Source organism: Streptomyces sp. NPDC014764 (genome assembly GCF_043082785.1).
Lineage (GTDB): Bacteria > Actinomycetota > Actinomycetes > Streptomycetales > Streptomycetaceae > Streptomyces > Streptomyces althioticus.
Map to the genome: position 1 here is coordinate 288,275 of NZ_JBIBXY010000007.1, position 12,799 is coordinate 301,073.

At 72.4% G+C, this 12,799-nt stretch carries 13 protein-coding genes and 1 pseudogene; 4 read left to right on the plus strand and 10 right to left on the minus strand.

Translation table 11 applies throughout. The features are described 5' to 3' along the window. Positions 1-11: 11 nt before the first annotated feature. The 4 genes and pseudogenes from ACF1AG_RS20085 to ACF1AG_RS20100 form a co-directional block, all read right to left on the minus strand. Positions 12-1,412 (minus strand): MFS transporter, encoded by a 1,401-nt coding sequence (locus ACF1AG_RS20085; protein ID WP_387797044.1) that lies wholly within the window; start codon positions 1,410-1,412, stop codon positions 12-14. A 140-nt stretch (positions 1,413-1,552) separates the two neighbouring features. Next, positions 1,553-1,744: a hypothetical protein gene (locus ACF1AG_RS20090; RefSeq protein WP_387797043.1), complete on the minus strand. Its 192-nt coding sequence runs from the start codon at positions 1,742-1,744 to the stop codon at positions 1,553-1,555. Positions 1,745-1,768: 24 nt separating this feature from the next. Beyond that, entirely contained in the window at positions 1,769-1,891 is a 123-nt protein-coding gene (locus ACF1AG_RS20095; protein ID WP_387797042.1) for a glycosyltransferase, read from the minus strand. A gap of 197 nt (positions 1,892-2,088) precedes the next feature. Beyond that, a pseudogene (locus tag ACF1AG_RS20100) lies at positions 2,089-3,312 on the minus strand (SMI1/KNR4 family protein); the annotation flags it as partial. Between the two features lie 154 nt (positions 3,313-3,466). On the opposite strand from ACF1AG_RS20100, the gene ACF1AG_RS20105 reads away from it, so the two are divergent. Then, positions 3,467-3,712 (plus strand): DUF5133 domain-containing protein, encoded by a 246-nt coding sequence (locus ACF1AG_RS20105; protein ID WP_359605225.1) that lies wholly within the window; start codon positions 3,467-3,469, stop codon positions 3,710-3,712. 75 nt (positions 3,713-3,787) lie between these two features. Here the strand turns inward: ACF1AG_RS20105 and poxB are convergent, their stop codons facing one another. The 3 genes from poxB to ACF1AG_RS20120 all read right to left on the minus strand — a co-directional run bounded on the left by poxB (position 3,788) and on the right by ACF1AG_RS20120 (position 6,974). Continuing rightward, positions 3,788-5,536, minus strand: a complete 1,749-nt coding sequence (gene poxB, locus ACF1AG_RS20110; protein WP_359605227.1) for a ubiquinone-dependent pyruvate dehydrogenase — start codon at positions 5,534-5,536, stop codon at positions 3,788-3,790. A gap of 64 nt (positions 5,537-5,600) precedes the next feature. Next, positions 5,601-6,389: an acetoacetate decarboxylase family protein gene (locus ACF1AG_RS20115; RefSeq protein ID WP_359605229.1), complete on the minus strand. Its 789-nt coding sequence runs from the start codon at positions 6,387-6,389 to the stop codon at positions 5,601-5,603. Positions 6,390-6,572: 183 nt separating this feature from the next. Further along, positions 6,573-6,974: a tautomerase family protein gene (locus ACF1AG_RS20120; RefSeq protein ID WP_387797040.1), complete on the minus strand. Its 402-nt coding sequence runs from the start codon at positions 6,972-6,974 to the stop codon at positions 6,573-6,575. A gap of 230 nt (positions 6,975-7,204) precedes the next feature. Here ACF1AG_RS20120 and ACF1AG_RS20125 point away from each other — a divergent pair, with 230 nt between their 5' ends. Further along, positions 7,205-7,804, plus strand: coding sequence for a GPP34 family phosphoprotein (locus ACF1AG_RS20125; RefSeq protein WP_359605233.1), 600 nt, complete (start codon positions 7,205-7,207; stop codon positions 7,802-7,804). A gap of 359 nt (positions 7,805-8,163) precedes the next feature. After that, the gene (locus ACF1AG_RS20130) at positions 8,164-9,186 is read left to right on the plus strand and encodes an alcohol dehydrogenase (protein ID WP_359605235.1); all 1,023 of its coding nucleotides are present in this window, start codon (positions 8,164-8,166) and stop codon (positions 9,184-9,186) included. Between the two features lie 101 nt (positions 9,187-9,287). Here ACF1AG_RS20130 and ACF1AG_RS20135 read toward each other — a convergent pair whose 3' ends face one another. Beyond that, positions 9,288-10,742 (minus strand): dihydrolipoyl dehydrogenase family protein, encoded by a 1,455-nt coding sequence (locus tag ACF1AG_RS20135; protein ID WP_391810130.1) that lies wholly within the window; start codon positions 10,740-10,742, stop codon positions 9,288-9,290. Between the two features lie 140 nt (positions 10,743-10,882). On the opposite strand from ACF1AG_RS20135, the gene ACF1AG_RS20140 reads away from it, so the two are divergent. Next, positions 10,883-11,356 (plus strand): MarR family winged helix-turn-helix transcriptional regulator, encoded by a 474-nt coding sequence (locus ACF1AG_RS20140; RefSeq protein WP_391810131.1) that lies wholly within the window; start codon positions 10,883-10,885, stop codon positions 11,354-11,356. 19 nt (positions 11,357-11,375) lie between these two features. Here the strand turns inward: ACF1AG_RS20140 and ACF1AG_RS20145 are convergent, their stop codons facing one another. Further along, complete coding sequence (locus ACF1AG_RS20145) at positions 11,376-12,140, minus strand: SDR family NAD(P)-dependent oxidoreductase (protein ID WP_359605240.1); 765 nt, start codon at positions 12,138-12,140, stop codon at positions 11,376-11,378. A 142-nt stretch (positions 12,141-12,282) separates the two neighbouring features. Next, complete coding sequence (locus tag ACF1AG_RS20150; RefSeq protein ID WP_359605242.1) at positions 12,283-12,726, minus strand: VOC family protein; 444 nt, start codon at positions 12,724-12,726, stop codon at positions 12,283-12,285. Positions 12,727-12,799 lie beyond the last annotated feature (73 nt).

Consider the following 12,799-nt stretch of genomic DNA (forward strand, 5'->3'; position numbering starts at 1 on the left):
ACGGGCGGAGGTCAGAGGGCGCGCGCGTCCTCCGTCTTCCCGGTCGCGACCGGGGTGCTCGCGGCGTCCTCCCTCTCGGGGGACACGTCGGTGAGATCCCGGTGCCGGGTCTCCTTGGCCGCCAGGATCGCGACGACCGTGAGCAGGCTCGCGGCGATGACGTAGAGGGCGATCGGGGTGGAGGTGCCGTAGTCCGACAGCAGCGCGGTGGCGATCAGCGGGGCGGGGGCGCCGGCCGCGACCGAGGCGAACTGCGCCCCGATGGAGGCGCCGGAGTAGCGCATCCGGGTCGCGAACATCTCGGAGAAGAAGGCCGCCTGCGGCGCGTACATCGCGCCGTGCATGACGAGGCCCACGGTCACCGCGAGCAGCAGGGCGCCGAAACCGCCGGTGTCGATGAGCGCGAAGAACGGGAACATCCACAGGCCGACGCCGACCGCGCCGATCAGATACACGGGCCGCCGGCCCCACCGGTCGGACAGCGCGCCCCACGCGGGGATCACGGCGAAGTGCAGCGCGGAGGCGATGAGTACGGCGTTGAGCGCGGTCTGCTTGGACACCCCGGCCGAGGTGGTGGCGTACACGAGGATGAACGCGGTGATCACGTAGTAGCTGATGTTCTCCGCCATCCGCGCGCCCATCGCCACCAGCACGTCACGCCAGTGGTGCTTGAGCACGGCGACGAGCGGCATGCGCTCGGCGGGGGCGTTCCCGGCCTTGCGCGCCTCGGCACGCTTCAGCGCCTCCTTGAACACCGGCGACTCGTCGACGGAGAGGCGGATCCACAGACCGACGATCACCAGCACACCGGACAGCAGGAACGGGATCCGCCAGCCCCAGGAGACGAACGCCGACTCCGACAGCACGGCGGTCAGCAGGGCCAGCACACCGGTCGCCAGCAGCTGCCCGGCCGGTGCGCCGGTCTGCGGCCACGACGCCCAGAACCCGCGCCGGCGCGCGTCACCGTGCTCGGACACCAACAGCACGGCGCCGCCCCACTCCCCGCCGAGCGCGAAGCCCTGCACCAGCCGCAACACGGTCAGCAGGATCGGCGCCATGCTGCCGATGGTGGCGTGCGTGGGCATCAGGCCGATGGCGAAGGTCGCCCCGCCCATCATCAGCAGGCTCAGCACCAGCAGCTTCTTGCGCCCGAGCCGGTCGCCGTAGTGCCCGAACACCAGCGCGCCGATCGGCCGCGCGGCGAACCCGACGGCGTACGTCAGGAACGACAGCAGCGTGCCGACCAGCGGATCGGAGTCCGGGAAGAACAGCTCGTTGAAGACGAGCGCGGCGGCCGACCCGTAGAGGAAGAAGTCGTACCACTCGATGGTGGTGCCGATGAGGGACGCGGCGACGATGCGCTTGAGGTTGTTCGGGGCCGGGGCCGGCGGAGCGGCTGCGGGTGACGACATCGGCACCACTTCCTGGGGTGTGACGGGGACGTTTGCGTGTCGCCACACCGTAGGAATGCGCAGGTCAGTGGCACATATGGTGGGACACCATAGTTTCGTTCGCAGTAGTGCGGGCGCCCACCATAAGCCCGCGTCCGGGATCAGCCCGCGGCGACCCGTTCGATCAGATCCGCGGCCGTGTGCAGCCCGTCGCTCGCCCGGATCGTCCCACCGGTCTCGGTGAGGGTGCGTCGCAGAGCCGCGTCGCCGAGCAGACGGCCGATCGCGCCGTGAAGCTGGGAGTCGGTGAAGCGGTACGGGTCGAGCCGGACGCCGTAACCCAGTTCAGCCATGCGCCGGGCGTTGTCGTGCTGGTCCTAGAAGAACGGCAGCAGGATCATGGGCCTGCCGAAGTGAAGGGCCTCGGTGGTCGTGTTGGTGCCGCCGTGGGTGATGACGAGGTCGACCAGCGGGAGAATCCGGGTCTGCGAACACCACACGGTGCCCCCGGCGACGCAGGACGTCCCCGATCCCCACGCAGTTGTTCGTCGGTCCGTAGGCGCTCTCCGGTGCGAAGAGGACGGTCGGCGGCCGTAACGGCCCCTTCGTAGGTGACAATCCCAACTCCCTCACCAGCGGCGGCGGTTCAGAAGTCTCGCACCGGGTCCGAACGCCGGGCAGGACCGCGCGACTGTCATGTCCGGGAGGGCGCCTCGCCCGGCGGGCCGCCTCTCGGGGCGGACAGGAACGCACGGCTTCGTTCCGGCGTGAGCAGCGGGCCGAGGAGCGGGTCGGCCACCCAGCCGAGGGGGGCCAGGTGATCCGGGCCCAAGGGCTGCCACAGGGGCAGGGCGTCGATCAGGGCGCGCCATGCCTGGTCGGTGTCGCCCCGGCGGGCCAGTTCGCGTGCCCGGTCGACAGCCTCGCCGAAGGGGCCGGGGGCCGTGTACCGGTACGTGCCCGCGCGGACCTGGTCCAGCATCGCCCTGGCGCTGGACATCAAGGTATCGTCGGCACCCCGCAGGCGGCTGGTCAGGACGGCGTCGTCGTGGGAACGGGCGGCGTGCTCGGCGACGAGGGGCGGCAGGAGTTCGGAGGCGTACCGCGGGTCGGTCACCAAGCCCGGGAAGTACACCATGTACGTGAGGCCGAGCAGGCGGCGGATCTGGTCGCCCAGGCCCGCGGCCCTTGGTCTGCCGTACCCCTTGGCCTCGTCCAGCGTCTTCAGGGCCCTTTCCCAGTCACCGCGCAGCGCGCCCCGGCGGGCATCCTCCACCCGGGCGTCCAGCTCCCGCGTGGTGGCGTTGACGAACTCCGGCCCTCCGCCCGCGCGGTGGGAGCGGAGGCTGTGGAACTCGCGGTACATCGCCTCCATGAACGCCCGGAAGCGCGGGTACCGCTCCGGTGCGTCCGCGCGCCAGCTCGCCCATGTGTACACGGCCCACTCGCCGTCCTCGTCCACGTCCTCCGGATCCAGCAGGACGTACGTCGCGTCGGACTCCACGTCGAGCTGGAGGCCGCGCCGCCAGACACCCGCCTCCCGCCGTTCCTCCGGTTCGGCGTCCTCCTCCAGGTACTCCTCGAACAGGTCGGCCAGGCCCGACGCGTTGTCGTGCCGGCGCGCGTCCGCCGTCCCCGCCAGCCGCCACACGAAACCGCCCGCATGCCGCCAGCCGTCGGTGACCTGGAGGAAGGAGCGGTACGACGGCGGTATCCGCAGGCCCAGACGCTTCTCCATCGCCGCGATCCGCTCCGCGGACGCGGGCGGGAGGCCCAGCCACCGCGACCGCCGTGCCGCCTCGTCGTCCGCGCCCCGCGCCTCGTCGTCCGGCAGGGCGTCCGCCCACTCGCCGCTCCAGCGCAGCAGGAAGGCCCGCCAGTCGAAGTCCGCGTTCCCGGGGGCCGTGTTCTCGGTCTCCATGCGCCGATGCTGTCACCCGGCACTGACAACTCCGCGAGCCACCGGCACCGCTCCACGCCACTGACGACCCGGCAGGCATGAAGCTCTCCCCACGGGGCAACCGGAAGCCTGGCGCCCCACCGGGGCGCTACTCACGAGGGGAGACGGAGCGATCATGATCATGCCGGCGGAGAAGGAGCTTCGGGCGGTGCTGGCGAGGTTCGCGCAGGCGCGGATCGAGCACGACGTGCTGCCCACCGGCCGCACCAGCCGTGCGCTCGAGGACGCCACCTACACGCTGTGCGTGATCACCGGCTCCCGTACCGCCGAGCAGGCCCTGCGCGCTGCCGACGCCCTGCTCGACCAGTACGCGGCCGGCCGTGCCGGTCTCCGCCAGGAGGACGAGACGCTCGCCGCATGAGCAGCCCTGAGGGGCACAGCGGCCCTCGGTGAGAGCGGCACGGGCAGCCCTCGGCGTGAGAGGCACCGGCGACTCTCAGTGCAGCAGCGGCAGTTCGTGCAGGTTGGTCTTCGCCAGTTCCAGCAGCTCGTTCCCCTCGCCCGACAGCACCGTGCGCGTGGCGAACAGTGAGAAGCCCTTCACCTCGTCGTACGTGAGATGCGGCGGCAGGGACAGTTCCTGGCTCGCTGTGCGGGCGTCGACCACGGCCGGGCCGTCGTGGAGGAACGCCTCGCGTAGCGCGTCGTCGAGCTCGCCCGCCCGGTCGGCCCGGACGCCGACGATGCCGGCGGCGCGGGCGACGGCCGCGAAGTCGAGGTCGTCCAGGTCGGTGCCGTAGTTGACGATGCCGCCCGCCTTCATCTCCAGCTCGACGAACGACAGCGTGCCGTTGTTGAAGACGACCACCTTCACCGGCAGCCGCAGATGGCGCAGCGTGATCAGGTCGCCCAGCAGCATGCTGAGCCCGCCGTCCCCGCACAGCGCCACCACCTGCCGCCTCCTGCCCGCGGCCTCCTGCGCTCCGACGGCCTGCGGCAGCGCGTTGGCCATGCTGCCGTGGTTGAAGGAGCCGATCAGCCGACGGTGTCCGTTCATGGTGAGGTACCGCGCCGCCCACACCGTGGGTGTGCCGACGTCCGCCGTGAAAATGGTGTCGTCCTCCGCCAGCCGGTCCACCGCCGCCGCCACGTGCTGCGGATGCATCGGCGCGTCGTGCGGTCGCGCCTCGGCGAGGTCGTCCAGGTGTGCCCGCACCCGCCGGTAGTGCTTGGTCATCCTGTCGACGAAGCCGCTGTCCGGCTTCTCGCGGAGCAGCGGCAGCAGCGCGCCGGCCGTGTCCGCCACCGTCCCCACCAGCGGCACCCGCACCCCGGTGCGCCGCCCGATGTGCTCGCCGCGGATGTCTACCTGCACCACCGGCACGTCGGCCGGCGGGTAGAACGGCCGGTACGGGAAGTCCGTCCCCAGCATCAGCAGGGCGTCGCAGTGCTCCATCGCCCGGTAGCCCGAGCTGTACCCGATCAGGCCGGTCAGACCGACGTCGAAGGGGTTGTCGTACTCCAGGTGCTCCTTGCCGCGCAGCGAGTGCACGACCGGTGAACGCAGGGTGCCGGCCAGCGCCATGACCTCGTCGTGGCAGCCCTCGCAGCCCGCGCCGCCGAGGATCGTCACCCGTTCCGCGGCGTTGAGCACGTCGGCCGCCTCGGCGAGGGCCTCGCGGGCGGGCGTCACCCGCGACCGCGTCCTGCGGACCGGGTGCGTGTACGGGCCCGGGTCGGCGAGCGCGGCGAGCAGCATGTCGCCGGGGACGACCAGCACGGACACCCCGCCCCGCTCGACGGCGGTCCGCATGGCCGTGTGCAGCAGCCGCGGCACCTGCTCGGCCGTGCTGGCCAGTTCGCAGAATTCACTGCACTCGCGGAACACGTCCTGCGGGTGGGTCTCCTGGAAGTACTGGCCGCCGATCTCGTCGCTCGGGATGTGGGCGGCGATCGCCAGCACGGGCACCCGGCTGCGCTGGGCCTCGTACAGGCCGTTGATCAGGTGCAGGTTGCCCGGGCCGCAACTGCCCGCCGCGACGGCGAGTTCCCCGGTCAGGGAGGCCTCGCCGGCGGCGGCGAAGGCGGCCGTCTCCTCGTGCCGGACGTGCGTCCACTCCACGGAGCCGTTGCGGCGCAGTGCGTCCGTGAAGCCGTTGAGGGAGTCGCCTGGGAGGCCGTAGACGCGGCGGACGCCGGACGCCGACAGTGCCTCGACCATGCGGTCCGCGACGGTAGTGCTCATGGTGATGGTCCCTGTCCTCGGGGTCCTTGGGGGTGCGAAGCGTCTTGGACGACGAGCGCCGGCGCTACCCCAGCGGCTCGACCTGCGTGACGTTGTAGGACATCGACGCGCGGAAGCCCATGCCTGGCCGTACCGGCGCGAGGTCCGCGAGTTCCTCGCCCACGGCCGGGAGCAGCGTGATCTCGCTCGTGCCCGTCCACACGTCCGCCACCTGCTGGTCGGCGTAGTCCATGCGGACCAGCTCGTGCACGGCAGGCTTGTCGTACTTGCCGACCTCCAGCGTGGGGAAGTGCCGCAGGTTGATCGTGTCCCGGGCGAGCAGGGCCGAAGGGTCCTCCATCGGCGCCTCAAGCGTGACCCGCGCCTCGGCCAGGGTCCGCTCGTCGCACGAGAGGGTCGCCCCGAAGCGGGCGCCGGGCGAGAGCGTCGGTGACGCCTTGCCGGGCGACGCGAAGACCCGGGTCTGGTGCACGTTGCCCGCCTTCTTCGGGAACCCCTGGATCCAGCCACGCGCCAGCGCGTGGTGGTTGTCCACGTAGATGTAGGGGCACCACGACACGGGCCGGCCCTGGTGCCGGGCGTCGACCAGGACGAAGAACTCCCGGTACTGGCTGCGGACCGGGTCGAGGTACTCGTCCTTCTCGCCGTTGAACTGCCAGTCCACGAAGAACGCGACCACCCTGCCCGAGGTGTCCGGGTCGGGGTCCAGTCCCTCGGGAAGCGTCGCCTCGGCGGCGGACGGCTCGGTGAAGAACTCGACGCCGACGATGTCGCCGGCGTAGTGCCAGGGCGGTGTGGGCGCGATGGCGGCCTCGCCCTTGGGGGACAGCGGGACGGTGTAACCCTTCAGCATGAGGACTCCTCAGGGCTCGTGGACGGCACGGTCGGAAAGGGTGCGTGGGGAAGGGGAAGTCGGAAGGGTGAGTCAGAAGGGACGGGCGGCGGTCGCCCGGTGCTGAGCGGCGGTCGTCCAGGCAAGGGCCGGCGGTGTCGCCCAGGCAGGGGCCGGTCGCCGAGGAAAGGGCCGGCGGCCGCCTCAACTGCGGCCCGCGGCCAGCCACTCCGCCTCATGGCCCGGATCGGGCAGGATGCGGCCCGCCTCCACGGCGGAGCGCGCGGGGCTGTCGAGGATCACCACCATGACGTGCTCCTGCGGGATGCCGGACGTACGGGAAGCGGCCTCCGCGATCGCCAGGGCCAGCCGGGTCGTCGAGTCCTGTGGATGCCCGCGCCGCGCCCAGCCGTTGATCAGCAGGGGAGTGCCGGGGCGGCCACCGACGTACACGTTCTCCTGGGGCGTCTCCGTAAACACGACGTTGACGTAGTCGGGCGGGACGCCGTTGATGTCGGCGTGGATCCCGGTGATCTCGGCGGCCAGTCTGTGCTTGACGTCGGACGGCAGGGAGCCCTGGACACAGGTACAGGTGTAGATCGGCATGGGGCGTCCCGGGGATGGGGGATGGGGGCCCAGCGAATGAGGACACAGATCGGAGACGACACTGTTGTCGGCGGCCGAGGCGTGTGGAAGGCACTTCACCGCCGGACGTCCAGCATCACCCATCCGGGGGAGCTTCGCAGCTCGGGAAGGGGGGAACGGCGGGACGCCCCGCGCGGACCGGGGTGTGCGACCGTGGAGGTGACGGCCTTCCGCCCGCACCGGAGTTGACCATGACCACAGCGCGTGACCTGGCCCTCGTCGCCGCCGATCCGCGGGACCGGACCGTGGTGGAGCAGGGCGACCTGTCGCTCGCCCTCGCGGGGGCGGAGCTGATCGACCTCCTCGACGCCGAGTCCCTCACCCTCGACGGCACCCTCCTGGTCCCCGCCGGGCCCGCGCCGGCAGGCGACCGCCTGCTGTCCGAGGCCGCGCAGTGGCTGGCGGACGGCGGACCGGGCGAGACCGTGGACGACTGGCTCTGGCGCCGGGGCCGCGATCTCGCCGGGCGTTACCGGACCGCCCTGGAGGAGGAGGGGCTCGTCGAGCCCGAGCGGCGGAGCCGCAACCCGCTGCGGCGGCACACGGCACCGGCCGACCCGTCCGCGGCCCGGGAGGCGGGGGAGCGCCGCTCGTCGGGCGAGCCCGTGCTCGGCGCCCTCGCGGCCGCCGCCGGACTGACCGAGCAGGGCGGCGAGGCGTTCGACGGGCTCGACGACGAGCGGACGACGGTGCTCGCGGCCGTGCTCCAGGCGGTCACGGAACTGGCCGGCGAGCGGCAGCGCCGCACCATCGAGGCCGCGGCCTTCGACAACATCTGGCGCGGCGACTGACCACCCGGCGGCGACTGACCGTCCGGCGGCGACTGACTACCTGGCGCGGCGACTGACCGTCCGGCGGCGACTGACCCTACGGCGCGGCGACCGACCACCCGGCGCGGCGCAACTGACCCGTCCGGCGCGTCGACGGACCGTCGGCCGCCCGTCCGCCGGGTCCCGGCCGTCCCGTGTTGCCGCCCCTGTGCACCGGTGGTGGGATGGACACTCTCGCGTGCGACGCGGGAGGAGGTGAGACCGGGCGACATACCGCCCCTGGGCGAACGTCCCGTCCTCACCCGACCTCCGTCCGTCCCGACCCCGCTTGGGGCGCGGACCACACCCCTTACGGTCGCCACCGGCCCCGGAGTGACACCATGAACACGTACCGAGTCGCCCAAGTGCCCGCTCCCAACGGGTCGTTCGAGATCGTGGAACGCGAGGTGCCCCGGCCGGGCCCGCGTCACGCGCGTATCGCCGTCGAGGCCTGCGGGGTCTGCCGCAGCGACGCCATGTTCGTCTCGGCCGGGATGCCCGGCGTGCCCTTCCCGCTGGTGCCGGGACACGAGGCAGCCGGACGTATCGACGAACTCGGCGACGGCGCCGACGAGATGGGCTGGCAGGTGGGGGACCGGGTCACCGTCGGCTGGTTCGGCGGCAGCTGCCTGCACTGCGTCCCGTGCCGCCGGGGCGACTTCATCGTCTGCGACAACCTCAAGATCCCCGGCTACGCCTACGACGGCGGCTTCGCCGAGGCGATCGTCGCGCCCGTCGACGCCCTGGCCCGCATCCCCGACGCGCTCGCCGCCACCGACGCGGGGCCCATGGCCTGTGCGGGCGTCACGGTGTACAACGGGCTGAGGCGCAGCAGCGCCCGGCCGGACGACCTGGTGGCGATCCAGGGCATCGGCGGCCTCGGGCACCTGGCCGTGCGGTTCGCGGCGGCCATGGGATACGAGACGGTCGCGATCGCGCGCGGTGCTGACAAGGCCGACCTCGCCAAGGAGCTGGGCGCCCACCACTACGTCGACAGCACGGAGGGCCCCGTCGCGGAGGCGCTCCAGGCGCTCGGCGGCGCGAAGGTGGTGCTGGCCACCGCCGGCAACTCCGAAGCCATGGCCGCCACGGTGGACGGACTCACCCCGCGCGGTGAGCTCGTCGTCGTCGGCGCGACACCCGACCCGATGCCGGTCAGCCCCCTCCAACTGCTCCTCAAGGGACGGCTGGTGCGCGGCCACCCCTCCGGGACCGCCCAGGACGTGCAGGACACCATGACCTTCGCCGCCCGGCACGGCATCCGCCCCATGACGGAGGTCCTGCCGCTCGACGAGGCGAACACCGCCTACGGGAAGATGATGGACGGCAGCGCCCGCTTCCGCATGGTGCTCACCCCGAGCTGACCGCCGCGACGAGACCCCCGCGAGGTGCCCTCCCAGCGGGGGTCTTGTCAGGCCGTCGACGGAGGCGTCAGCCCGCCGACGGAAGCCCGCCGACGGAGGCGTCAGGCCGCCGAGCCGTCGCTGTCCCGGTACGTCTCCAGGATCCGCAGCCACACCTCGCTGATCGTGGGGAACGCCGGGACGGCGTGCCACAGCCTGTCCACCGGCACCTCGCTGGTGACGGCGACGGTCGCCGAGTACAGCAGCTCCTGGACGCCCGGCCCGACAAAGGTGGCCCCGACGACGTTCCGCCGCTCGCTGTCGACGATCACCCTCGCCCGGCCCCGGTACCCCTCCGCGTACTGCACCGCACCGGCGATCTTCCCGATGTCGTAGTCCACCACGTCGACCTTCCGCCCCGCCCGCTCGGCCTCCCGCGCGGTCGGGCCCACTGACGCCACCTCCGGCTCGGTGAAGACGACCTGCGGCACGGCGGCGCTGTCGGCGGTCGGGGCGTGCCGTCCCCACCTGCCGTCGTCCAGCGGCTCACCCTTGGCGCGCGCCCCTATCACGGCGCCCGCGATCCGCGCCTGATACTTGCCCTGATGGGTCATGAGGGCGCGGTGGTTGACGTCCCCGACCGCGTACAGCCAGCCCTCGGTGATCTCGGGCACACGGTAGGAGTCGTCCACCGGCAGCCAGTCGCCGGGGGTGAGACCGACGGTCTCCAGGCCGATGTCGCCGGTGTGCGGAGCACGGCCGGTGGCGAACAGGACCTCGTCCGCGACCACCGCGTCCCCGTCGTCCGTCGTGACCCGCACGGGCCCCTCCCCGCCGCCCTCGCGCTCCACCCCGGCCACCCACCTGCCGAACCGCACGTCCACCCCGGCCTCACGGAGCGCATCCGCCACCATCTCCCCGGCGAACGGCTCCATCCGGCCCAGCAGCCCGGCGCGCACCAGCATCGTCACCCGGGAGCCGAGTGCCCGGAACGCCGTGGCCATCTCCACGGCGACCACCCCGCCCCCGACCACCACGAGCCGGTCCGGCACGTGCCGCGCCGCAGTCGCCTGCCGGTTGGTCCACGGGCGTGTCTCCGCGAGCCCCGGCAGGTCCGGGAACGCGGTGACCGTGCCCGTGCACACCCCGACCGCGTGCCGTGCGGTCAGCTCCACCCGCTCCCCGTCCGGCGTGTCCACGACGACCTGGCGGGGGCCGCTCAGCCGGCCGTGCCCGCGCACCAGGTCCACGGAGACCGAGGCCAGCCACTCCTCCTGGTCCGCGTCCTGCCAGTGCGCGGCCATCGCGTCACGGTGCTCGAAGACGGCGGGCACGTCGAGGGGGCCCTCGACCGCCCGGCGCAGCCCCGGGACGCGCCGGGCGTCGGCACGCGCCAGCACGGGGCGCAACAGTGCCTTGCTCGGTTCGCACGCCCAGAACGAGCATTCGCCGCCGAGCAGTTCGTTCTCCACGATCACCGTGGTGAGTCCGGCGGCGCGGGTGCGGTCGGCGAGGTTCTCCCCCGTCGGTCCCGCTCCGAGAACCACCACGTCGTAGGCCCGGGAAGTGCCGTTCATGCCCGCTCCCGTAGTCGTCGGCTGGTCGGCTGGGCGATGTCCTCCCAGTGTCCTCCTTCGGATACGACATCGCCCGGTGTGCGGGGACGTACCGCCCGGCCGCTCCCGGTCCGGTTCCGCGCGGCACGTAGCATGGCGCCATGTCACGCGTCGCGCGGAAGGACTCCGCTGGGCAACGCCCCGAGCCGCTTACCCCGGACGAGGAGGCCGTGGTGCGGTCGCTCAGCCGCGTCATCTACGCCCTGCCCCGTGCCATCGACGCCGACATGCTGCGCGAGCAGCGCATGTCGCTAGTCGAGTACCTGGCCCTGGTGAGCCTGTCGGAGGCCCCGGACCGGCAGCTGCGCATGAGCGAACTCGCCGCCTCGGTCGAGATGTCCCTCAGCGGCATGACCCGCCTGGCGACGCGGCTGGAGGGGCAGGGGCTCATCCGGCGGATCCGGTCGGAGGAGGATGCCCGGGGCCTGAACGCCCGGCTGACCGACGCGGGACTGGCCCGGCTGGAGGAGGCGTGGCCCAGCAACCTCGCGTCGGTGCGGCGGCACTTCCTCGACCACCTGACGGAGCTGGACCTCAAGAAGCTCGCCGCTGCCCTGCAGAACGTTGCCACGTGACGGCGCTTCGCGGCGTCCGTCACCAGGCGGTCGCACCGCCGTCGACGGCGTAGTTGGCCCCGGTGATGTACGACCCCCGGTCCGAGGCGAGGAAGGCGGCCAGCTCCACCACCTCCTCGGGACGCCCGAAGCGCTTGAGGAGCGTCTTGGCGGTGATCGCCTCGCGCAGCGCCTGGTTGTCGCCGAGGTCCCGGTCGCTGGCCGGAGTGAGTACCGGACCCGGGCTGACGGCCACCGCGCGGATGCCGTGCGGGGCGCCCTCCAGGGCCATCTGCCGGGTCATGCCGATCACTCCGGCGTTGGCGGCCGTGTGCGCCACCATCGGGGGGTTGGCGCCGGCGATCATCCCCGCCTCGGAGGCGACGTTGATCAGCACTCCGCCGCCGCGCGCGACCAGATGCGGCCAGGCGTACTTCGACACGAAGAACGGGATGTCGAGTTCGCCCGCCACGGTCGTCCGCCAGTCCTCCACGGAGAAGTCCGGCAGGGGACCGAAACGCTGCAGGGCCGCGTTGTTGTAGACCACGTCCAGACCGCCGTACACGCCCACGGCGTTCTCCACCAGCTCACGCACCTGCTCGGGGTCGGTGAGGTCGACCGGCGCGATGCCCGTCATCAGGCCGCCCGCGGTGCGCACCATGTCGACGGTCTCGGCGTTCCCGTCGGCGTTGATGTCGGCGCCCACGACGCGCGCGCCCTCCCTGGCGAAGACCAGGGCGGCGACCCGTCCCATGCCGCCGCCGGTTCCGGTGATGAGGACGATCTTCTCGTCGAGTATGCCCATGAGAAAGAGCTCCAGATCCGGTGTCCGTGCTACACGCCGGACATGTCCTTGCTTGACGAAGCAAGTGTGCGTCGCGCAGGTCCGGGCGTCAAACGACGTCGTGAGGGGGAGAGAGCCCGCGTCGTCCGGTGGGCCGCGCGGGTCAGCGGCCCGGCAGGCGCTCCGTGATCTCCTGCACGATCCAGCCGTTGCCGTCCGGGTCGTCGAAGGACAGGAACGAGCTGTAGCTGCGTCCTTCGGGGTCGCGGCCCGACAGCCGTGCCTTCGTGCCCCCGTGGTGGAAGACCCCGCCGGCGTCGTGGAACACCTCGCTCACGGTGACGCCCCTGCGCGCCAGCTCCTCGCGGGCGGCTTCGACGTCCCGAACCACGAGATGCAGTCCCTCGGCCGATCCCGGCGCTGCCTCGCTGACCTGGTCCCCGAAGATCACCGAGCAGGCGGACCCCGGCGGTGTCACCTGCACCACGCGCAGACCGTCGTCGGCGGTGAAGTCGGCGTCGAGCCGCCAGCCCAGACCTTCGTAGAAGCTTTTCGCGCGGTCGACGTCGGACACCGGAACCACTGCCACCTCGAGCTTCATGTCCATGGTGGACCCTTCCTGTTCTGCGTCGGTCACGCCGGCCGGGCGGCGGGCGTCCGGGGCGGCGGCTCCGTCCGAA